Source organism: Bradyrhizobium sp. ma5, assembly GCF_042258955.1.
Lineage (GTDB): Bacteria > Pseudomonadota > Alphaproteobacteria > Rhizobiales > Xanthobacteraceae > Bradyrhizobium.
In genome coordinates this window covers 728,977-750,336 of sequence record NZ_CP170156.1, presented here as the reverse complement: position 1 = coordinate 750,336, position 21,360 = coordinate 728,977, and the positions used below count along the sequence as shown (strand labels likewise).

Genomic DNA, 21,360 nt, shown 5'->3' with positions numbered 1-21,360 from the left:
GCCTCTCGCCTGGTGCGCGAGGCGGGCCGCATGAAGCGAAGCGGAGTGCGAGCTGGTCGAGAGATTGCGATCACTCCGTGCCGCCGCGCGGCCGCACCGGCAGAAGCAGCGTTACCCCATCACCTGATGCGGCGAGCGGCCGAACGCGGCCTTGAAGGCGCGGCTGAAATGCGAGACGTCGCTGAAGCCGAAGCTCAACGCCGCATCGGTGACATGGCTGAAGCGCCGTTCGGCTAGCGCCTGGTAGGCGCCGGCGAGGCGCTGCTGCCACAGCCAGCGGATCGGCGTCGTGCCCTCGCGCGCGAACAGGCGATTGAGCGTGCGCGGCGCCATGTTCTGCGCGGTGGCGATTGTATCGAGATCGAGCTTGGGATCGTCGAGATGGGCCAGGATGTAGGCCTTGACCCGCGCCAGCCGTTCGTCGCCGTGCTGCGGCACATCGTCCGTCAGTACGGTCTGGAGCGTGGTTGCGAAGATATCGAGCACTGAGGCGCCAAGCCGGTTCGCCGCGGGCCCCGCCTCGTCACCGAGGCGCGTCAGCCGGCGGATCAGCGATCCCGCCAGCGCTCCCACTTTTGACGCGTTGCCGACCCGCCGTGCCGTCAACCGCTGCGCATCCGGCAGGCGCGCGAGCAGCAGCGGCCGCGGGATCGACACCATGATCGAACGCGCGCTCGGAGCGAATTCGAGCGTGAACGGCTGCGCCTGGTCATGCAGCATGAGGTCGCCGCGGCGCATCCGCACCTCGCGGCCGCCTTGCGCGAAGCTGACCTCGCCGCGCAAGGTGAGCCACAGCATGAAATAGTCGCGCGGGTCCCTTCGGACATCGCTCGCGCTGCGCATCACCCGGATGCGGTCGGCGGCCGGCGTCGACGACCAGATGTCGTTGATCGCGAGCGGTCCGAAATGGCGGATCGAGATCGCTGCCTGAAACGCCTCGTCGGCGACGCGGCGGCACTCGGTCAGCGAGAATTCGCGGCAGGTGACGTGATGCCAGCGGTCGAAGCTGTCACCCGGCGCGACAAGCGTCTGCGCGACGACTGCGTGATCTGGGGTCTGCATTGGCCTTGCTCCCGCCCAACCCGGCAGCGGGATATTCGGCGTCTACCGCCTGTCTGGCAAGCAGAGTCCAGCGATTGGCCCGCACAGCCAAGAACGGCCGCGGGAACCGGCGTAGAAATGTCTCCCACCAGGAGAGGAGACATCAAATGGGCTACCAATGCGACATCATCGATCCCGACCGCACCGTCATGATCGTTGTCGACATGCAGAACGATTTCGTGGCCGAGGGCGCCAAGCTGCGGTCGGCACAGGCCGCCGCCATGGTGCCGCGGCTGGCCCAGACGCTGAAGGCCTGCCGCGACAAGGGCATCCGCGTCATCTACACCGCCCATGTGCATCGCCGCGACGGCAGCGACATGGGGCTCTATGACGATCTCTATTCGCCGATCGCCGACCGCTCGTCGCTGGTCGACGGCACCGAAGGCATCGAGATCTTCAACGATCTTGCACCCGCGCCGGGCGAGCACGTCATCAAGAAGCACCGCTACAGCGCCTTCTTCGCCACCGACCTCGATCTCATCCTGCGCGAATGGGGCATCACGACGGTCATCATTTCAGGAACGACCACCGAGAACTGCTGCCACGCCACCGCGCGCGACGCCATGTTCCACAATTACAAGGTGGTCTTCCTGTCGGATGCCACGGGCACATTCGACTATCCCGATGTCGGCCAGGGCGCCCTGTCGGCCGAAGAGGTGCACCGCGCCACGCTGACGATCCTCGCGTTCTCAACCGCGCATGTGATGACGGCGGCCGAGATGCTGGGGCGGGTGAAGGCTGTCGACGGGGCGGCGAAGGCTGCGTAGTTTGTCGCGAACAGCGCGCCGCACGTTCTGTCGGCCTCTACCTCGTGGGAGAGGCCGGAACGCATGAAGCGAAGCGAAATGCGATCCGGGTGAAGGGTTGCGGTCCCTCCACCCGGTACGCCGTGTGTAGAGCACCTCACCCTCCCCTGGAGGGGGAGGGTCGGATCGCAACGAGCGAAGCGACGTGCGATCCGGGGTGGGGTGATCTCTCAACACGGGCACTGTTCGACTGGGGGAGACCTTCACCCCACCTCGGTTCGCATTCTCATGCGAACCGATCCTCCCCCTCTAGGGGAGGATGCGCGCGCGGCCAGCGGCTCACTTCACCAGCGAGCACCCGCCATCGGCCAGCGGCCGGAATGCCTGCTCGGCCGGAATGGTCGCGATCAGCTTGTAATAGTCGTAGGGATACTTCGACTCCTCCGGCTTCTTCACCTCGAACAGGTACATCGGGTGGATGACGCGGCCGTCCTGGCGGATCGTGGTGTCGCCGAACAGTTTGTCCTTGCCCTTGAAGGTCTTCATCTGCGGCACCACGACCTTGGCGTCGTCGCTGCCGGTGGCGGCAACCGCGTTGAGATAGGCGAGCGTCGAGGCATAGACGCCGGCCTGATTGCCGCTCGGCATCTTGCCGTTCATGCCGGGACGCGCGGCGAAGCGCTTTGCGAACGCGCGGGTGTCGTCGTTCATGTCCCAGTAGAAGGCCTCGAGCAGCTGCAGGCCCTGCGCGACCTTCAGGCCCATGCCGTGGACGTCGTTCACGAACAGCAGGAACGCGACCATGGTCTGGCCGCCTTCCTGGATGCCGAACTCGGCCGCCTGCTTCACCGCGTTGATGGTGTCGCCGCCGGCATTGGCGAGACCGATCACCTTTGCTTTCGAATTCTGCGCCTGCAGCAGGAAGGACGCGAAGTCCGACGTGCCGAGCGGATGCTTGCTCGATCCCAGCACCTTGCCGCCGTGCTTCTCGATGTAGTTGGTCGCCTCGGCTTCGATGCCTTTGCCGAGCGCATAGTCGACGGTCACGAAATACCAGTCCTTGCCGCCACGCTGCATCATCGCGGCCGCCGTGGTGTTGCCGGTGGCCCAGGCGTCGTTGACCCATTGAATGGTGTTCGGCGAGCAGGCCTTGCCGGTGAGGTCGGAGCTCGCGGTCGACGACGCCAGGAACGTCATCCTCGAGTCGCGCAGCACGGTGTTGATCGCGAGGCCGACCGCCGAGTTCGGCACATCGACGATGGCGTCGACGCCTTCGACATCGAGCCATTTGCGCGCGATCGCGGAGCCGACGTCGGCCTTGTTCTGGTGATCGGCATAGACGATCTCGACCTTGATGCCCTTGCCGCCGCCGTTGAAATCCTCTGCCGCCATCCGCGCGGCTTCCACCGAACCCATGCCGTTGGTGTCCTGGAAGATGCCGGAGATATCGTTGAGCACGCCGACGCGCACGACATTGTCGGATATCTCCGCACGCGCGCTGCCGGCGGCGCAGGCCAATGCCAGCGCAAGTCCGATCCCAAATCGCCCAACCCCAAAGCTCGTCATCGTATCCCCTCCCATGCTTCCTTAAACCAACCGTTTGCCGGTATTGAGCTTCTCGTCAGGCCGGCGTGATCTCGACCGGCAGGCTGCTGAGCCCGCGTAGCGTGTTGTTGAACAGCCGCTTCGGCTCGCCAGTGATTTCGATCCTGGCGACACGGCGCGCCAGCGCCGCCATCATCACCTCGCCTTCGAGGCGGGCGACCAGTTGGCCGACACACATGTGGATGCCCGAACCGTAGCCGACATGGCCCGAGGTACGACGCGTGATGTCGTAGCTATCGGGCGCTTCCCAGCGCCGCGGATCACGATTGGCCGCGGCCAGGAACATCAGCACCTTCTCGCCTTCGGGAATGGTGGCCCCTCCGAGCTCCACGTCGCGGGTCGTGGTGCGGAAGAAGGTCTGGACCGGACTTTCGAACCGCACGGCTTCCTCGAAGGCGTTGCGCGCCAGTGTCGGATCGCTACGCAGTTTCTGGAACTGGTCGGGGAAGCGGGCGAGACAGTAGACGGCGGCCCCGATGCCGTTGACGGTCGTGTCGAGACCGGCCGACAGCAGCGAGCGCACCAGCAGCGGCGCTTCGGTCGCGGTAATGGCGCCGCTATCGACATGGGCGTGGATGCAGGCGCCAATACCATCCGGGGTGAGATTGTCGCGCTGACACTGTTCGGAAATATAGACCTGGTGCGGCGCAGAGCGTTCGATCGCCTGCTTGCGCAGTTCGTTCGGCGGCCCGAAGGCGTTGAACACCAGGCTTGCGTAAGGCAGCAGATTCTCGCGGCCCTCCGGCCGCAGGCCCAGCGCATCCGGGAAGATCGACAACGGATAGGCTTCCGCGAGGTCCTCGATCGCATCGAAACGGCGCTTCTCCAGCAGCGCATCGATGCAGGCCTCCGCCGCGGCGGCAAATCGCCCGCGAAGCTGCTTCATCACGGTCGCCGACAGCACGCTGCTCAGCACCGCGCGGGTGCGGGTATGCGCCGGCGGGTCGGCCTCCAGGATCAGGCTCGGCGGCCGCCAGGGCTTTTCCCTGGAGAAGTCGCTGAGGCCCACGCCGCGGCTGGAGCAGAACGTCGCCGGATCGTTCAGCACGGCATGGACCTCGGCATAGCGCGCCACGCCGTAGACATTCCACTTGTCGAGATAGACCACGGGTGCGGCCTCGCGCAGCCGTTCATGGGTCGGGAACGGGTCGGCGAAGAACTCGAGCGCGAACGGATCGACGTCGAGATGCGGGATGGACGCAGCTACTGTTGCAGTCATCGGGACCTCCCGAGGTTTGATCTTGTCAATACGGGCCGCATGTCTATTGCTCCCGAACAGTTTCGCAGCGATGATTTGGGAAATGAGCAGCCAGCCCCTCCCCCGAAAGCCCCGCCGGCCCAAACCGGCCGATCCCGCAGATGCCACCGATGGCCCGCTGCTGGACCTCAATCGCTATGTGCCGGCGTTCATCACCTTCATCGGCAACAAGCTGTCGAACAGCGCCACCGCGTTTTACCAGAAGAATTTCGGCGTCAACGTCACCGAGTGGCGAATCATCTCGCAACTGGCGATCGAGCCGGGGATTCCTGCCTCCCGGATCTGCCAGGTGATCGGCTTCGACAAGGGCCCGGTCAGCCGCAACCTCGCGGCGCTGCAGAAGCGCGGCCTGCTGACGATTCGTACCGCGCCCGACGACGGCCGCACCCATTCGATCACCCTGACCGCGCGCGGCCGCGCCATCCACGACAAGGTCATCGTCGCGGCGCTGGAACGCGAGCGGCGGCTGCTGTCGTGCCTGAAAAAGGACGAGCGCGAGGTGCTGATCGACCTGCTGCGCCGGCTGCACGAGAATCTCGGCGCCGTGACCGGGCAAAGCTCGACCTGACCGCACGGCGGGACCGCGGGCGGCGCCCTGCGCCACCGCGATATTCGCCCGGACTTCCATGCGTGCCGTTCGCGCGCTGCTGCGCAACATTGTCCTCCCAAAAGCGTGGCCGTTGACCGGCCCTGTCCCTATGGGTGCGGAAACTCGCACAGCTTAGTTGCCATGGCAACTAAAAACGCGCGTGTGCGGCGCGAGGCTCCAGGGAACCGGTGCCGACGGCTCAAGTGGGGTCCACCAGACGTGCCACAAATTCGGTGTCGTCCCGGCCTCCGAACGACGACCTTTGGACACCACTTCGGCCGCGGAGTATGGGTCCCAGCTTTCGCAGGGACGACGGCGGTGGCGTCCTCCCAGCATTCTACCGGTACAAATCAAGTCACGAGCCCGCGCAGCGGATCGCCTCACCCGACGCGTCGTCCTCCAGCACCGCCACCGCTGCGGCGCGGCGGGTCAGCACGGCGCGCTGGTTGATGTAACCCTTGTCTGTGATCTCCCCGCCGTCGACCGAAGCGGGCTCGGCGAGCAGCAGCGCCCGGGTGGCATGGCCGGAGGAATGGCCGCCCTGCGCCTTCAATCGTGCCAGCCCCTGCCCGATCGCGGAACGGACCGCCGGATGGCTGATCACCTCCCTCGCGTCGGCGCCCTCGGGCAGTCCCGCCAGCGAACGGCAGGCGGCGAGGTTCGGGAACACCAGGAAGCGGACCTCGTCGCGGCCGTGGCCGGTGACGACGATATCCTGCGCGAGCGGCGCCAGCGCCGCGATGCCGGCGACGCGCAGGGTGCCGACGCTGACCCAGGTGCCGGAATTGAGCTTGAAGTCCTCCGCCACCCGGCCGTCGAAGAACAGGCCGAGATCGGGCCGTGCGGGATCGGCGAAGGTGACGGCGTCGCCGATCTTGTAAAAGCCCTCGTCGTCGAAGGCCTCTCGGGTGAGTTCAGGCGCCTTCCAATAGCCCGGCGTAACATTGGGCCCGCGCACGCGGACCTCGAGCTTGTCGCCCGACGGCACGAGTTTCAGCTCGGTGCCGGGAATCGGCACGCCGATATTGCCGGAGCGCTCTGCCAGGAAATGACAATCGGTCGCCAGCGGCGAGGTCTCGGTCGAGCCCCAGGCCGACACCATCGGCAGGCGTCGTCCCACGGTTTGCAGCGACAATTCCTCCAGCGCGTCCCACAGATTCTGCGGCAGCGCCGCGCCGGCATAGAAGGCGAATTTGGTGCCTTCGAAGAACTTGCGGCGCAGTTCCTCGTCGGTGCGGAGCGCCGCGATCAGCATGTCGAAGCCGCGCGGCACATTGAAATAGACCGTCGGCACCACGCTGCGCAGATTGGCCAGCGAGGCCGCGAACAGGCCGGGCGCCGGCTTGCCGCCGTCGATATAGAGCGTGCCGCCGTTGCGCAGCACCAGATTGAAATTGTGGTTGGCGCCGAAGGTGTGGCTCCAGGGCAGCCAGTCGAGGATCACCAACGCCTCGCCGGTCTGCTCCAGGAACGTCCAGGTCTGCGCCTTGGCCTGCTGGCTCGATGTCAGCATGCGCTGGGTGTTGATCACGGCTTTCGGTGTACCGGTCGAGCCCGAGGTGAACAGGAATTTTGCAATCGTGTGCGGCGTCACCGCAGCGAAGGCGATGGCGACATCAGGCGACTCAGGCGTCGCCGCGACAGTGCGGAACGGCAACGCATCGGCATCATCCGGATTGCCGCTGACGATGGGCGCCCGATGCAGCGGCGCGATCGCGGCAAGCGCCGCCGCGAACGGTCTTGTGCCCACAACATAGATCGCGCCGGGATCGAGCAGGCTGATCATGCTCTTCAGCTTGTCGAAATCTCGGGACATCAGGGAATAGGCCGGCGAGATCGCGGCCGAGGGCACGCCGACATGCTGGGCGGCGAGCGCGAACAGCGCGTGATCGATGCCGTTATCGGCGAGAATGACAAGCGGCCGCTCGCTGCTCAGCCCTTGCAGCAGGATCCACGACGCGGCCCGCCGCACGATTCCGAGCGCATCGCGATAGCTGACGGTGCTCCAGGGCGCTTCGGCGCTGGCGCGCTCACCGAGGAAGATACGATCCGGCGCCTGCCGCGCCCAATGCTCGAGCCAGTCGCCGACGCAGCGGGCGCTCGGCTTCAACGGCGTCGTGGAGCGGACCAGGATGCTGCCGTCCCCGCGGCTGACGGCAACGATCGCGGGCGTCGCGAACGGGCGGTGCGGATCGTCTCCGCCAGCGGTGGCCATCGTCATGGTTTCCTCCTCGCCCGTGTCTTATCAGGATCGCGCTGCAACAAGGTGCGGCGGCGCAGTCCCGGCCGGGCTCTTTGGTCATAATGTTGCGGACATCAATTGTTGTCGTCAACAACAATCTTTCCCTCGCGACGCCGTCGCGCTAGCCTTGAGGCATGGCGAGCAAGCAACAGACGTCGCGCAAGGCGGCAGGAACCGGAGCGGCAATCCGCCGCCCCCAGACACGCGCGGCGAATGGCCGGACGCTCGGCGATGCCGGCGACGACATCGGCCTCGACGCGTTGGTCGGCCACGCCGGCTATGTGGTGCGGCGCTTTCAGCTCTGGATCTTCCAGGACTTCGTCAAGACGCTGGCGACCGTCGATATCCGTCCGACGCAGTATTCGGTCATGACCGTGATCGGGGCCAATCCGGGCCTCAGCCAGATGGCGGTCGCGAAACGGCTCGGGATCGAGCGCGCGCGGCTGGTGCATCTGCTCGACAGCCTGGAAGAACGCGCCTTCGTCAGCCGGATCCCTTCTGCAACCGACCGCCGCTCCCACGCGCTGCATCTGACCGGGCGCGGCAAGACCGCGCTGGCGCAATTCAAGCGGCTCGCCGCCGAGCACGAGCGGCACGTCGCCGACAAGATCGGCAAGGAAAACCGCGAACAACTGCTGCGGATCCTCGCCTGCTTTACCTGATCGATCGGGCGGATTTCGGCTTGATGCTACTTGCCTGAAAATTGAGCAGACGCGCTCTCAGGCGAGCTTGCCTCAGCTCCCGGCGACCATTTCAAGCAACTGATATTGTGCAATAATCCGCCGCGCCACGGGCGCAAGCGCATTGTACACAATGGCACATTGCTTGCTTCGATCAGGCTGCAATTCCTTCGCGGCGGGCATCCGATCCCTCACCGCGCCAGAGACGAGGCCAACCACGTGACTGAAACTGTCGCCGCGATCGTCGCCGCACACCGCGCCGGAACCATGACGCCGGCACAAACCGTGGCACGCAGCTACCAGCGCATCCGCGAGCACAACGACCCCGCTATCTTCATCAGCCTGCGCGACGAGCAGGACGCGCTCGCCGAGGCCGCGCGGCTTGCTGATCCGACGCTACCGCTCTACGGCGTGCCGGTCGCGGTGAAGGACAACATCGACGTCAAGGGCCTGCCGACCACCGCCGCCTGCCCGGCGTTCTCCTATTTGCCGGCGCAGGATTCGACGGCGGTGGCAAAACTGCGCGCGGCCGGCGCCATCATCATCGGCAAGACCAATCTCGACCAGTTCGCCACCGGCCTGGTCGGCGTGCGCTCACCCTACGGCATTCCCAAAAATCCGGTGCGCGGTGATCTCGTGCCGGGCGGATCGAGTTCGGGCTCCGCGGTCGCGGTGTCAGCGGGTCTCGTACCGCTATCGCTCGGAACCGACACTGCGGGCAGCGGCCGCGTGCCGGCGATGCTCAACAACATCGTGGGGCTCAAGCCGAGCCTCGGGTTGATCTCTAACGCGGGGCTGGTGCCGGCCTGCCGCACACTCGACTGCATCTCGGTGTTCTCGCTCACCGTCGACGACGCACTGGCCGCGCTCGCGGTGATGGCCGGGCCCGATGACGCCGATCCGTTCTCGCGCGACCGGCCGCTGACCCCGCTCGCGGCGTTTCCGGCGAAGCTGAAGCTCGGCATTCCCAAGAGCGGCCAATTGATCTTCTTCGGCGACCGCGAGGCCGAGAAAGCCTATGGCGAAGCCTGCAAGCGTTGGCAGGCGCTCGGCGCCGAACTCGTCGAATTCGATCTCGAGCCGTTCTACGAAACGGCGCGGCTGCTCTATGAAGGCCCGTGGGTTGCCGAGCGCTATCTCGTGATCCGCGACCTGCTGGCGTCGTCGCCGGACGCGATCCACCCGGTGACACGCGAGATCACGATCGGTGGCGCGCGGCTCACCGCGGCCGATACGTTCTCCGCGCTCTATCGCCTCCAGGCGCTGCGCCGCGTTGCCGCGCGCACCTTCGCGCAGTGCGATGCGATCGTGCTGCCGACCGCGCCGACGGTCTATTCCACGACTGACGTGCTCGCCAACCCGATCGAACTCAACTCGCGGCTCGGCACCTACACCAATTTCGTCAACCTGCTCGATCTCTGCGGCCTGGCGCTGCCGGCGGCGATGCGGCCCGACGGCGCACCGTTCGGCATCACGCTGCTGGCGCCCGCCGGCCGAGACGCTGCGCTTGCCGGCATCGGCCGCGTCTTCCACGCCGACACCGGGCTCGCTGTCGGCGCCAAGGCGGTGCAGCAGCCGCCGCTTGCCGCGGTCCCGGCGCAGGCCGGCGCCGATGAGATCACGATCGCGGTGGTCGGCGCGCATCTCTCCGGCATGGCGCTGAATCATGAACTGACCACGCTCGACGCGCGCCTGCTGGAAGAGACCGCCACCGCAGCGGACTACAGACTCTACGCGCTCGACACCACGCCACCGAAGCCCGGCATGCTGCGCATCGAGCCGGGAGCGGGTCATGCGATCAAGCTCGAGCTGTGGGCGATGTCGCCGGCCGCATTCGGAAAATTCGTCGCCGCGATCCCGCCGCCGATGGCGATCGGCACGCTCCGGCTCGCCGACGGACGGCAAGCCAAGGGCTTCATCGTGGAGCCCGCCGCGATCGCCGGCGCGAAGGATATTTCGGCCTATGGCGGCTGGCGGGCGTTCATGGCGGAGAAGGCGAAGGGATAACCGACTTTCCTGCCGTCATTCCGGGGCGCGCGACCTACACCGACACCGCGTAGGTCTCGTACTCCCCGCGCACCTGCTCGATATGGGCGCGCATCGCAGCCGCAGCACCTGGCTTGTCGCCGCGCATGATAGCTTCGACGACGCGGTCGTGCTCGGCGTGGGATTTCGCCAGCCGCCCGAGGTTGCGGAACTGGGCGCGGCGGAACGGCTGCACGCGCACCCGCGTCGCGAGCGTGATCTCGGCAATATAGGCGTTCTGCGAGCCGGCATAGATCGCGTTGTGAAAGCGCTCGTTGACCTCGTGGAAGCGGTCGGGATTGCCGGTGTAGCTCAACACCCGCAGTTCCTCATGGACCGCCTCGAGCGCGTGGCGCTCCGCCGCAGACATCCGCTCGGCGGCAAGGCCGGCGCACATCGCCTCGAGCTCGGCCATCGCCTCGAACATGCCGGTGAGCCGCTCGAGCGAGGGCCGCGCCACCACGGCACCACGATGCGCGCGCGCGTCGATCAGGCCGCTGGCGGCGAGCTGCCGCAGCGCCTCGCGCACCGGCGTGCGCGACACCTTGAAGCGGCGCGCCAGATCGGTTTCATCGAGCCCCGCGCCCGGCGGCAGCGTGCCGCGCACGATCTCGTCCGCGAGCTGCAGCCGGAGTTCCTCCGCGCGGGTGGTCTTATCGACCAGAGACGACGCGCGATCGACACGCGGCACCAGCTCGGCGCCCTGCGCTGGCGGCACGCGGGTCGGAAGATCGTCCAGGCTCATGGCCGCAACGCCCTTTCAATCACCCTGGTTCAAGCCCCCTTAAGTTCATCGATGACGCTGACATGGGCGGCGACGATTCTCCAGCCCTCAGGGAAGCGAATCCATGTCTGCATCTGCCGCCCCACCCGGCCCGGTGTGCTGTCCCGATAGAACAGCGTCGAGGCGATTGCGGTGTCGCGGCCATAGGTCGTGATCACGGTGCGGTCGATCCTGCGCATCAGCCCGGCCGCCGGCCGCCCCGCGCGAAACGCCGCGATCTCGGCGTAGCCGTAAAGGTTCTCGCCGATGCCATAGCGCAGCGTCCGGCTGTCGCCCCGGAACAGCTCGTCGAGCACGGCGACATCGTTCGAGACCAGCGCCTTCTCGTAGCGCTCGAACTGCGCGGTGACCTCGGCGAGCACGTCGGGAAGATCGATTTCCATTTTAGAGTCCTCTTGGCGCGGGAGCCGCCACGACACCCATCTGTTCCAGCGCGTAGGCGACCCGCAGCGCGATGTCCTCACGCCAGGGCGCGGCAATGATCTGCACGCCGATCGGCATCGCTTCAAGCGGCACCGGCACGGCGGCCACCGGCAGGCCGATAAAGGAGATCGGCTGAGTGTGGATCCCGATATTGGGGCGGACCGGAAGCTCGACCCCGTCGAGCGTGAAAGTGGCCTGACCGATCTTCGGCGCGGTGCACGGCGTTGCCGGCGCCAGGATCACGTCGACCGACTGGAACAGCTCCAGCACCTTGGCGCGGTACCAGCGGCGGAATTTCTGCGCCTTGTCGACATAGACTGCCGGGATCATCGCGCCCGCAAACAAGCGGTCGCGCACCGGCGGATCAAAGTCGTTTGGACGCTTGCGCAGCCGATCGAGATGCAGCGCGGCGCCCTCGGTGGTCGTCATGATGAAGGCGGCCGCGCGGGCGCGCGCCGCTTCCGGCAGCTCCACTGTCCGCGTCGCACCGAGCGCTTTCGCGACGCGCGCGACCGCTTCGACGGCCTCCGGCAGCAGATTCTGCTGGAAATAGCCCCCAGCAATCGCAACGCGCAACCGGCTGACATCATTGGCAAGCAGCGGCACGGTCGGCTCGACCGACTGTACACTGCAGGCGGGATCATCGGCATCAGGCCCCTGCATGGCGTCATAGGCGAGTGCGAGATCCTTCACGCTGCGCGCAAACGGACCGAGGTGATCGAGGCTTGCGACGAACGGAAAGGAGCGCGCGCGCGATAGCCGGCCATAGGTCGGCTTCAGGCCGAACGTGCCGCAGAATGACGACGGCACCCGGATCGAGCCGTTGGTATCGGAGCCGAGCGCGATCGGCACCAGCGCGCCGCCGACGGCGCTGCCGGAGCCGCCCGAGGAGCCGCCGGCCATCCGCGTCGGATCATGCGGATTGCGTGACGGACCGTCATGCGCGTTCTCGCCGGTGAAGTCGTAGGCGTATTCGCCCATGTTGAGCGCGCCGACCAGCACGGCGCCGGCTGCTTCCATCCGCTCGACCAGCGTGGCATCGCGCGGCGACGGTGGCAGGTCGCGATTGATCTTCGAGCCGGCGCGGGTCGAGAGGCCCTGCACGTCGAACAGGTTCTTCACCGCGAACGGCACGCCGGCAAGCGGACCGGCCGGTTGGCCCGCATCGATCGCGGCATCGACCGCTTTGGCCCGGGTGCGCGCGCGATCTGCGGTCACGTCGGTGAAGGCGTTGAGGACCTTGTCGTGCACAGCGATCCGCGCGAGCGCCGCTTCGGTCGCGGCAAGGGCCGTCATCTTGCGGCTCGATACGGCCTGCGCGATTTCGGCGGCGGACATAGCAGCGGGAGTTTCGGACATCGCGATCTCAGGTCGAATAGACGGCGGCCGACGCGACGTCGTCAGGCAGCGGGAAGTCATCGACCAGCCGCGCCAGCCGCAGCGCGACCTCGAGATTTGCGCGCACTGCCGGACGCCAGGCGTCTTCCAGCGGCAACGCCATCGTCCGGGCGACGGCGGTCATGTAATCGTCGAGATGATCGTCCATTTCGCTCCCAGTACGTTTTTTCAGGCCACCGGCAACGGCGGATGCGGGATCGCCGTCAGCAGCTCCCTTGTATAGGCATCCTGCGGATTGCCCAAGACGTCATCGGATGCGCCCTGCTCGACGATGCGGCCGCTGCGCATCACGATGACGCGATCACACAGCAGGCGCACCACGTTGAGATCGTGCGACACGAACAGATAGCTCATGCCCATCGACTGCTTGAGGTCCTGCAGCAGATTGAGCACCACCGCCTGCACCGAGACGTCGAGTGCCGCGGTCGGCTCGTCGAGGATGACGAGCTTCGGGTGCAGCGCGATCGCGCGCGCGATACCAACACGGGCCTTCTGGCCGCCGGAGAGCTGGTGCGGAAAGCGGTCCAGCAGATTGACCGGCAGGCCGACCAGCCGCGCCAGCTCCTCGCAGCGGTCGCGGAGCGCGTCGCGCCCCCTGATGTCGCCGAGCTGCATGATCGGGTCTACGATGGCGCGCGCCGCGGTGAAGCGCGGGTTGAGGCTGTCGGTCGGATCCTGGAACACCATCTGGATCTGGCTGCGCCGCGGCAACCGCGCGAAGGATTGCGGCATGATGCCGCCGATGTCTTCGCCGTCGAACATGATGCGGCCGGAGGTCTGGTCCAGCAGCCGCATCACCATCATCGACGTCGTCGACTTGCCGCAGCCGGATTCGCCGACCAGCCCGACACTCTCGCCATGGTCAATCGAGAAGCTGATGCCGTCGACGGCACGGAAGATGTCCTCCTCGACCGGCGGCTTGCGGCCGAACAATTTTGTGAGCACCGAGCCCGCGCCCTGCCGGGGATATTCCTTGACGAGCTTTTCGACTGACAGGAGGGGCTCTCTCTTCTCGTCACCCCCGGGCTTGACCCGGGGGTCCATCGAGGAAGGAGCATCCTGCGAAGATTGATGGATGGCCGGGTCAAGCCCGGCCATGACGGGCGGAGATGTTGGCGCCTCCTCCGGCAACAAGTCCCTGAGCGACACCCCGATCCGCGGCGTCGCGCGCATCAGCTTCTTCGTATAGTCGTGCTGGGGCGCGGCGAAGATGTCGGCCGACTTTGCGGTTTCGACCACGCGGCCCTTCTCCATCACGATGACGCGGTCGCAATAGGCGGCGGCGAGGCCGAGATCGTGCGTGATCAGGATCGTCGACATCGATCGGCGCCGGGTCAGCTCGACGATCAGGTCCATCACCGCCTTTTGGGTCGTGACGTCGAGGCCGGTGGTCGGCTCATCCGCGATCAGGAGCTGCGGGTTGCAGGCCAGCGCCAGCGCGATGACGACGCGCTGGCACATGCCGCCGGACAGCTCGAACGGATAGGCATGATAGCGCTCGCGCGGACGCGCGATCTTGACCTGCTCCAGCGCCTCGATCGCCTTCTCGCCGCGATCGGTGACCTGCGCCTGCTGCACATGCTGGCGCAGCACGTCCTCGATCTGGTGCCCGACCTTGCGGATCGGATTGAGCGCGGCGCGCGGATTCTGGAAGATCATCGAGACTTCGCGGCCGCGCAGATCGCGCATCTGGCTCTCGGTCGCCGCCTTCACATCAATGCCGGAGAACATCACCGAGCCGTCGGCGATCCGTCCGGCGCGGTCGAGGATGCGCATTACGGCATATGACGTCACCGACTTGCCGGAGCCGGACTCGCCGACGATGCCGACGGTCTCGCCCTTGCCGACGGAGATGCTGACGTGCTGTACCGCCTTGACGATGCCGCGACGCGTCGTGAACTCGACGGTGAGGTCGCTGACGTCGAGCAGGGGCTGGGGGGTCATGCGCGGCTCCCCTCATGCGAGGCGTCATCCAAAAATCTGCAAAACAACCCCATGCAAAGTAGCGAAACGGTAGCGCAACACCGCGTTGAGACAGTCATCACGTCCTCCGCTGCGGGTCGACGATGTCGCGCAGGCCGTCGCCGAGCAGGTTGAAGCAGAACACCGCGATCATCAGCGCAAGGCCCGGGAATAGCGCGATCCACCATTCGCCTGAGACCATGAAGCCCGCGCCCTCGGCAACCATGATGCCCCACTCCGCGGTCGGCGGCCGGACGCCGAGGCCGATGAAGGAGAGTCCCGCGGCATTGAGGATCGCGTAGCCCATGGTCAACGACATCTGCACGATCATGATCGGCATGATGTTGGGCAGGATGTGCCCGAGCAGGATGCGGTATTCTCCATTGCCGGACAGCCGCGCCGCCTGGACGAAGCCGGCGTTGCGGCGGACGTTGGCTTCTGCGCGTGCGACGCGGGCATAGAGCGGAAAGTTCACGATCGCGGTGGCGATGATGATGTTCTGCACGGTATTGCCGAGCGCCGCGACGATACCCATCGCCAGCACGAACAGCGGGAACGCCATGATGGTGTCGGCGATGCGGCCGACGATGCGATCGGTCCAGCCGCCGAAATAACCGGCGGCGATGCCGGCGAGGCCACCCATCAGGAATACCAGCACCACGGAGGCGACCGCGATGAAGGTATCGAGCCGGGTTGCCACGATGACGCGGCTGAAGATGTCGCGGCCGAGCTGATCGGTGCCGAACCAGTGCGCGGCGGACGGTGGCTTCAATGCAGCCGCGGTGTTCGAGGCAAGCGGGTCATACGGCACCAGGTAGGGCCCGAACAGCGCGGCGAACATGATCAGGATCAGCAGCGCGAAGGCAAAGCCGGTGACCTTGTTCTCGCTCAGCACATAGCGGGTCTGCTCGATGATTGCGGCGAGCCCGGATGTCCGCGTAGGACCGACAGGCTCAACAGTGGGGGCAACGCTGCTCATCTGTCCTCCCTAGCCTTCCAGCCGCACGCGCGGATCGATCACGCCATAGAGGATGTCGATCAGGAGATTGAGCAGCACGTACATGACCGCCATGGTCAGCACGAAGCCCTGTACGGGTGCGAAGTCCGACGCGATCAGCGCCTCGACCGCGTAGGAGCCGATGCCGGGCCAGGCGAACACCTTCTCCACCAGCACATTGGCCCCGAGCAGGAAGGAGAACACCATGCTGAGCGTGGTGATGACCGGCAGCATCGCGTTGCGGAAGGCGTAGGTCACGATCACCTTGCCGGGCGACAGGCCGCTGGCGCGCGCGGTGCGGACGAAATCGGACGCCAGCACCGCCAGCATCGAGGCGCGCGTCATGCGCGCGATCGGCGCCAGCGAAAAGATCGCGAGCGTCACCGCCGGCAGGATCAATTGGCTGAACGCCGAACGGAACGCCTCGAAGTCGCGCGCGATGAGTGTGTCGATGAGATAGAAGCCGGTGACGGTCGGCGGCGTACTGTAGAACACGTCGAGCCGGCCGAGCGGCGCCGGCGACCAGCCGAGCCGGAAGTAGAACACGTAAACCAGCACCAGCCCGGTGAAGAACACCGGCAGCGACACGCCGGCCGTCGTGGTGACGCGGCAGAGATGATCTATCCAGGAGCCCGGCCGCGTCGCCGCCAGCACGCCGAGCGGGATCGCGATCACGATCGAGACAACGAGGCCGAGCAGCGTGAGTTCGGCCGATGCCGGCAGGCGGTTGCGCAGCTCGGCGGCCACCGGCTGCCCCGTGGTGAGCGACGTGCCGAGATCGCCATGGGCGAGATCGTTGGTGTAGCGGACGAACTGCTCGATCAGCGGCTTGTCGAAGCCGAGCTTCTTCCTGATCTGGTCGACCGCTTCCTTGGTTGCCGCTGGCCCAGCGAAATACGCCGCCGGATCGCCCGGCAGCGCGCGGGTCAGCAGGAACGTCACAATCACCACCCCGATCAGCGACGGGATCGCAAACAGCAGCCGCTTGCCGATGAGGGTCAGCATGGCGTGCTCCTGATGGCATCAGGCAAAGCCACAACGGGACTGTCAGGGCTCCCTCCCCCCTTGTGGGGGAGGGTTGGGGAGAGGGGTGCCGCTTGCTCCGATGCCAGACAGAACGCCCCGCTGATCCACGCGTGATGCTGAGGATGGTTGGGCACGATCTCGCCTGGCGTCATCCTTGCGCGTTTGCGGCGCACCCCTCTCCCCACCCTCCCCCACAAGGGGGGAGGGAGCCTGAGAGGCGCGCTCACCTCACTTGAGTAAGCGGCCCACGCCGACGTGTCGCGGACGATCAGCATGCGCACCTCACCCCTTGGCCATCGCGCGGTAGTCGAGGCGGCGGTGGAACCAGTATTGGTAGCCCGAGATGTTCTTCTGCATCGCGACGTTGACGAACGGCTGATACAGCGGGATGCGCGGGATGTCAGTGTAGGCCAGATCGACGAAACCCTTGACGTCGGCGTCGTAGGCCGCGGTGTCGCCGTTGGCGGCAGCGATGCGGGCGCCGTCGATGAGCTTGTCCATCTCCGGCGACTTGTAGCTCATCGTGTTGAAGATCGAATTGTTGCCGTGATAGCACCAGTAGAAGAAGTACTCGGGGTAATCGAGCCAGCCCGAGAACACGTTGGTGAACAGCGGCATTTCCTTCTTGGTGAGCTCGGTGCGCCAATTGGCGCCTGGCACCTTGTTGATGGTGGTCTTGATGCCGAGCTGCGCGAGGCTCTCCTGCACCAGCACGCAGAGCGGCTCGTTGACCCCTGCGAAATTCAGGTCGAACGAGATCGTTGTCTCGAAGCCGTTGGCGTAGCCGGCCTCCGCGAGCAGCGCCTTGGCCTTCTCCATGTCGGTGAAATATTTGGTCGGCTGCGGCCAGGCGACCTCGGTCGGCTTGTCCTTTGCCGCGCCGAACATCGGGTTGGCGAGGCCGAACAGCACCGCATCCATGATCTTCTGATACGGCATCGCGTAAGCCATCGCCTGCCGCACCTTCGGATTGTCGAACGGTGGCTTGGTCACGTTCATGCCGATGTACTGGATGCCGTTGGAGAACGGCAGCGAGACCACGTTGAGCTTGCCGTTCGTCTTCATCTCCTGGAAGTCCTTGAACGGCAGTTCGTAGGAGATATCGGCATCGCCGCGTTCGAGCAGCGCGCGGCGGTTGCCGGCCTGCGGCACCATGCGCCAGATCACGCGCTTGATCTTCGGCATCGGACCGCAGACCCAGTCGTCGTTGCGCTCCATGACCACTTCGGTGCCCGCGGTCCATTTGGTCACCTTGTAGGCGCCGGAGCCCGCGGTCTGCTGCTTGGTGAATTCGAGGCCCCAGGGATCCTTCTCGCTGGCGTTCTTCTTCACCAGCTCGGAGTTGACGACACAGGGCACGATGACAGCGAGGTCGGGGATCGTGAGCTTGTCCTTCTTGAGGAAGTCGACGCGCACGGTGTGGTCATCGACGACAACGAACTGCTCGGGCTTGGTCAGCGAGCCCGCGCTCATCTGGAAGGTCGGGAAGCCGCCGACGCTGACGGCACGGTCGAGCGACCATTTGACGTCCTTCGCCGTCACCGGCGTGCCGTCGTGGAATTTGGCGTTCTTGCGCAGCTTGAAGGTGACCGACATGTCGCCGATGTTGAAATCCTCGGCGAGCTCGGGCTTGAACTTGTCGCGGTCGTAATAGGGCACGCCGCCCGGACCGCTCTTCATCTCGTGGCTGATCAGCCGGTCGTAGCAATTCCACGACACCTCGTAGCCGGGCACGTTGGTGCCGACACCGTGGATGTCGAGATTGTTGGGACCGCCCTCGGAGACGATCAGCAGCGTCTCGGAGCGCGCGTCGGCCTTGGCCGGCGACCAGATCGCGGGCGCGGTCGGCGCCAGCGCCCCCGCGGCCAGCCCAGACACCGATTTGAGGAAATCGCGACGCTTCATGTGATGCTCCAACGCCCTTGAGAACGGCCTTGGAACTCAGATCGCAAGGATTGTGCCAACCCTTAACGAAACCTTATGAGGCGCTAACACGCTGGAGATATAGGAAAAATCGTCGAAGGTATCTTGTTCTGACGTCAATCTGCCCGGCATGCATTGCATACAAAGAAGGGCTATCTGCTCAATAGATAAGCAGACTTTAGGTGCTGCTCGCTTTCTGGCCGGCGACCGATGTCAGTCAGGCCAGATCAGCTCCTGCAACTGTACGAAATCATCGACCCGATCCGGCCAACCCGCGATGCAGATGTGCCGGAGCGGATCGCTGGCCGAGTGGAGCATCATAAGCGCCATCAGCCGCCGCTTCAGCGCGAAATTCACCTCGCTGCGCGGGATACCGTAACCGTCGAACAGGCTGCGCACCCGGCGCGGATGACCGGCAGCCATGAAGGCGCTGGGGCCGAGCAGATCATACTCGCCCCATCCGGTCCGGACGTCGCCGAAGTCGAACAGGCCGGCGACGTGCCAGCCGTCGGCCCGGCGGCCGAGCAGAAAATTCTCCGGGATGTACTCGCCGGTCAGGATCATCGGCGGCGCGTGCATCGGGATCAACTCAGTGGCGTCACGCAGGAGATCATCGAGCGAGGTGAGGAATTTCGCAGGCAGGCCGAGCCACTCATGCCGCGCCCGGCACTGCGCCATCTGTCCGCGCATGAAGGCCTCCCAGCACGGCTCGATCGCAAGCAGGCTGCCGGGCGGCACGCGCTGCACCTCGGCAATCACGGCGCCGATCTCGCCGAGCACGCGCTCGCGCTCAGCTTCCGACAGCGATGGCCACACCTCCGAGCCGACGGTGCCAGCGAGGTGCGTGATGACGAGATAGGGCCAGCCGTCGCGCTCGCCCTCCGCGACAAGATCGGGGATCGGAATGCCGAGCCGTCCGCCCAGCTCGGCAAGCGCGCCGCGCTCGGACGCGAATTGCGGGCGCAGAAACGGCGGAAACAGTTTCAGGATCAGCTCACCGTCGAGCCCGACGACGAGGTTGGTGCCGGTCGAGAACACATGCGGCGTGCCAAAGGATAGCCCGTGGCTGTCGGCGATATCGCGCGCGACCGGTAGCCAGCGCGACGTGTCACCGCGCCAAGCGCGGTAGGTGTCGTAGTCGGTGATGGGCGGAAGGGATATCATTTCAAGGAATCTCGTAGCCCATTCCATCCCCGTCATCCTGAGGTGCGAGCGGAGCGAGCCTCGAAGGATGAATCGGCCCGACTGGTGGCCGTCGATCCTTCGAGACGCCGCTTCGCGGCTCCTCAGGATGACGGAGAAACAGTTGAGCAGCTTGGATGCCCCTCATCGGTCCGGATTGGCGCGCTCGAACTGGCGCAGCAGGCGGTTGCCGCGCTCGACGGCGTTGTCCATCGCGGCCTGCGCCGAACGCTTGCCGGCGAACACCTGCTCGAGCTCCTCCTCGATCACGTCGCGGATCAGGACGAACGAGCCGAGCCGAATGCCCTTGGAATTGTCGGTCGGCGGCTTCAGCGTGACCTCCTCGATCGAGATCGAGGCACCTGGATTGCGCTCGTAGAATCCCTGCGTACGACTGAGATCGAATGCGGCGCGGGTGATCGGCAAATAGCCGGTGTTCTGGTGCCAGGCGGCCTGCACCTCCGGCCGCGACAGATAGGCGAAGAATTTTGCCACCCCCGCATATTCGGCGCGCGGCCGGTCGCGCAGCACCCACAGCGTCGCACCGCCGATGATCGAATTCTGCGGCGCGCCCTGCACGTCAGGCTCATACGGCATCATGCCGTAGCCGACCTCGAATTTCGAATTGGCCTGGATGTCGGCGCGCGTTCCTGACGAGCCGATGAAGATCCCGCATTCGCCCTTTTGAAAACGCGGCTCGGCCGCCTGCCCGCGGCCGCTGTAATCGAAGGTCTTGTCGGCCTGCCATTGCGCCAGCTGCGCGATGTGGCGCAGCACGATCGGGTTGTTGAAGACCAGCTGCGCGTCGAGCCCGGCAAAGCCGTTGGACCTGGTCGCGATCGGCAAATTGTGAAAGGCGGAGAAGTTCTCGACATTGATCCAGGACGGCCATGACGTGGTCACGCCGCACATCGCACCCGCGGCACGCAGTCGTTTGGCGGCGACGCCGAGCTCGGGCCAGGTCTTCGGAGGCACGCTCGGATCGAGCCCGGCGGAGCGGAACATATCCTTGTTGTAATACAGGATCGGCGTCGAGGCGTTGAACGGGAACGACAGCATGTTGCCGTCGACATCGGCATAGTAGCCGGCCACCGCAGGCAGATAGGCCGACGGCGCGAACGCCGCCGACTGATCGCGCATCAGCTCGAACACCGGATAGATCGCGCCGCGCGCCGCCATCATGGTTGCGGTGGCAATCTCGTTGACCTGAACGATCGCCGGCTGGCTGCGCGAGCGGAACGCGAAGATCGCCGCGGTGACGGTCTCGGTGTAGTTGCCCTTGTAGGCCGGCACGATCCGGTAGTCGGATTGCGCGGCGTTGAAGTCGGCGGCGAGTTTTTCGAGCTGCTTGCCGAGCTCACCCGACATCGCGTGCCACCACATGATCTCGGTCGCCGCTTGCGCTGGTGCCACAAGCAG

At 65.8% G+C, this 21,360-nt stretch carries 19 protein-coding genes; 4 read left to right on the top strand and 15 right to left on the bottom strand.

What is annotated here, in order from left to right; genetic code table 11:
• Positions 1-111: 111 nt before the first annotated feature.
• Positions 112-1,062, bottom strand: a complete 951-nt coding sequence (locus tag ACE103_RS03430) for a helix-turn-helix domain-containing protein (RefSeq protein WP_375778337.1) — start codon at positions 1,060-1,062, stop codon at positions 112-114.
• Positions 1,063-1,208: 146 nt separating this feature from the next.
• Between ACE103_RS03430 and ACE103_RS03425 the strand changes: the two genes are divergently transcribed.
• Positions 1,209-1,868: an isochorismatase family protein gene (locus ACE103_RS03425; RefSeq protein WP_375778336.1), complete on the top strand. Its 660-nt coding sequence runs from the start codon at positions 1,209-1,211 to the stop codon at positions 1,866-1,868.
• A gap of 318 nt (positions 1,869-2,186) precedes the next feature.
• On the opposite strand, the gene ACE103_RS03420 is transcribed toward ACE103_RS03425, so the two are convergent.
• Both ACE103_RS03420 and ACE103_RS03415 read right to left on the bottom strand, forming a co-directional pair.
• The gene (locus tag ACE103_RS03420; protein ID WP_375778335.1) at positions 2,187-3,413 is read right to left on the bottom strand and encodes an ABC transporter substrate-binding protein; all 1,227 of its coding nucleotides are present in this window, start codon (positions 3,411-3,413) and stop codon (positions 2,187-2,189) included.
• A gap of 55 nt (positions 3,414-3,468) precedes the next feature.
• Positions 3,469-4,671 carry a cytochrome P450 gene (locus tag ACE103_RS03415; protein ID WP_375778334.1) on the bottom strand — a complete coding sequence of 401 codons (1,203 nt, stop codon included), beginning with the start codon at positions 4,669-4,671 and terminating at the stop codon, positions 3,469-3,471.
• A gap of 82 nt (positions 4,672-4,753) precedes the next feature.
• On the opposite strand from ACE103_RS03415, the gene ACE103_RS03410 reads away from it, so the two are divergent.
• On the top strand, positions 4,754-5,278 hold the full coding sequence (locus ACE103_RS03410) for a MarR family winged helix-turn-helix transcriptional regulator (RefSeq protein ID WP_375778333.1): 525 nt from the start codon (positions 4,754-4,756) through the stop codon (positions 5,276-5,278).
• Between the two features lie 376 nt (positions 5,279-5,654).
• Here ACE103_RS03410 and ACE103_RS03405 read toward each other — a convergent pair whose 3' ends face one another.
• The gene (locus tag ACE103_RS03405) at positions 5,655-7,514 is read right to left on the bottom strand and encodes a feruloyl-CoA synthase (protein ID WP_375780997.1); all 1,860 of its coding nucleotides are present in this window, start codon (positions 7,512-7,514) and stop codon (positions 5,655-5,657) included.
• 161 nt (positions 7,515-7,675) lie between these two features.
• On the opposite strand from ACE103_RS03405, the gene ACE103_RS03400 reads away from it, so the two are divergent.
• Positions 7,676-8,203, top strand: coding sequence for a MarR family winged helix-turn-helix transcriptional regulator (locus tag ACE103_RS03400; RefSeq protein WP_375778332.1), 528 nt, complete (start codon positions 7,676-7,678; stop codon positions 8,201-8,203).
• A gap of 72 nt (positions 8,204-8,275) precedes the next feature.
• Here ACE103_RS03400 and ACE103_RS03395 read toward each other — a convergent pair whose 3' ends face one another.
• The gene (locus tag ACE103_RS03395; RefSeq protein ID WP_375778331.1) at positions 8,276-8,404 is read right to left on the bottom strand and encodes a hypothetical protein; all 129 of its coding nucleotides are present in this window, start codon (positions 8,402-8,404) and stop codon (positions 8,276-8,278) included.
• 36 nt (positions 8,405-8,440) lie between these two features.
• Here ACE103_RS03395 and atzF point away from each other — a divergent pair, with 36 nt between their 5' ends.
• Positions 8,441-10,228, top strand: a complete 1,788-nt coding sequence (gene atzF, locus ACE103_RS03390; RefSeq protein ID WP_375778330.1) for an allophanate hydrolase — start codon at positions 8,441-8,443, stop codon at positions 10,226-10,228.
• 34 nt (positions 10,229-10,262) lie between these two features.
• On the opposite strand, the gene ACE103_RS03385 is transcribed toward atzF, so the two are convergent.
• The 10 genes from ACE103_RS03385 to ugpB form a co-directional block, all read right to left on the bottom strand.
• The gene (locus ACE103_RS03385) at positions 10,263-10,991 is read right to left on the bottom strand and encodes a GntR family transcriptional regulator (protein WP_375778329.1); all 729 of its coding nucleotides are present in this window, start codon (positions 10,989-10,991) and stop codon (positions 10,263-10,265) included.
• Positions 10,992-11,020: 29 nt separating this feature from the next.
• Positions 11,021-11,413: an oxalurate catabolism protein HpxZ gene (gene hpxZ, locus ACE103_RS03380; protein ID WP_375778328.1), complete on the bottom strand. Its 393-nt coding sequence runs from the start codon at positions 11,411-11,413 to the stop codon at positions 11,021-11,023.
• 1 nt (position 11,414) lies between these two features.
• Complete coding sequence (locus tag ACE103_RS03375; RefSeq protein WP_375778327.1) at positions 11,415-12,812, bottom strand: AtzE family amidohydrolase; 1,398 nt, start codon at positions 12,810-12,812, stop codon at positions 11,415-11,417.
• A gap of 7 nt (positions 12,813-12,819) precedes the next feature.
• Entirely contained in the window at positions 12,820-12,999 is a 180-nt protein-coding gene (locus tag ACE103_RS03370) for a DUF4089 domain-containing protein (protein WP_223974904.1), read from the bottom strand.
• A 20-nt stretch (positions 13,000-13,019) separates the two neighbouring features.
• Positions 13,020-14,795: a dipeptide ABC transporter ATP-binding protein gene (locus ACE103_RS03365; protein WP_375778326.1), complete on the bottom strand. Its 1,776-nt coding sequence runs from the start codon at positions 14,793-14,795 to the stop codon at positions 13,020-13,022.
• A gap of 97 nt (positions 14,796-14,892) precedes the next feature.
• Positions 14,893-15,792 carry an ABC transporter permease gene (locus ACE103_RS03360; RefSeq protein WP_375778325.1) on the bottom strand — a complete coding sequence of 300 codons (900 nt, stop codon included), beginning with the start codon at positions 15,790-15,792 and terminating at the stop codon, positions 14,893-14,895.
• A 9-nt stretch (positions 15,793-15,801) separates the two neighbouring features.
• Positions 15,802-16,815, bottom strand: coding sequence for an ABC transporter permease (locus ACE103_RS03355; RefSeq protein WP_223974901.1), 1,014 nt, complete (start codon positions 16,813-16,815; stop codon positions 15,802-15,804).
• 303 nt (positions 16,816-17,118) lie between these two features.
• Positions 17,119-18,741 carry an ABC transporter substrate-binding protein gene (locus ACE103_RS03350; protein ID WP_375778324.1) on the bottom strand — a complete coding sequence of 541 codons (1,623 nt, stop codon included), beginning with the start codon at positions 18,739-18,741 and terminating at the stop codon, positions 17,119-17,121.
• A gap of 231 nt (positions 18,742-18,972) precedes the next feature.
• A complete protein-coding gene (locus tag ACE103_RS03345; RefSeq protein ID WP_375778323.1) occupies positions 18,973-19,923 on the bottom strand; it encodes an aminoglycoside phosphotransferase family protein in 951 nt (316 codons plus the stop codon).
• Positions 19,924-20,085: 162 nt separating this feature from the next.
• Positions 20,086-21,324, bottom strand: a complete 1,239-nt coding sequence (gene ugpB, locus ACE103_RS03340) for a sn-glycerol-3-phosphate ABC transporter substrate-binding protein UgpB (protein ID WP_249788372.1) — start codon at positions 21,322-21,324, stop codon at positions 20,086-20,088.
• Positions 21,325-21,360: the final 36 nt, after the last annotated feature.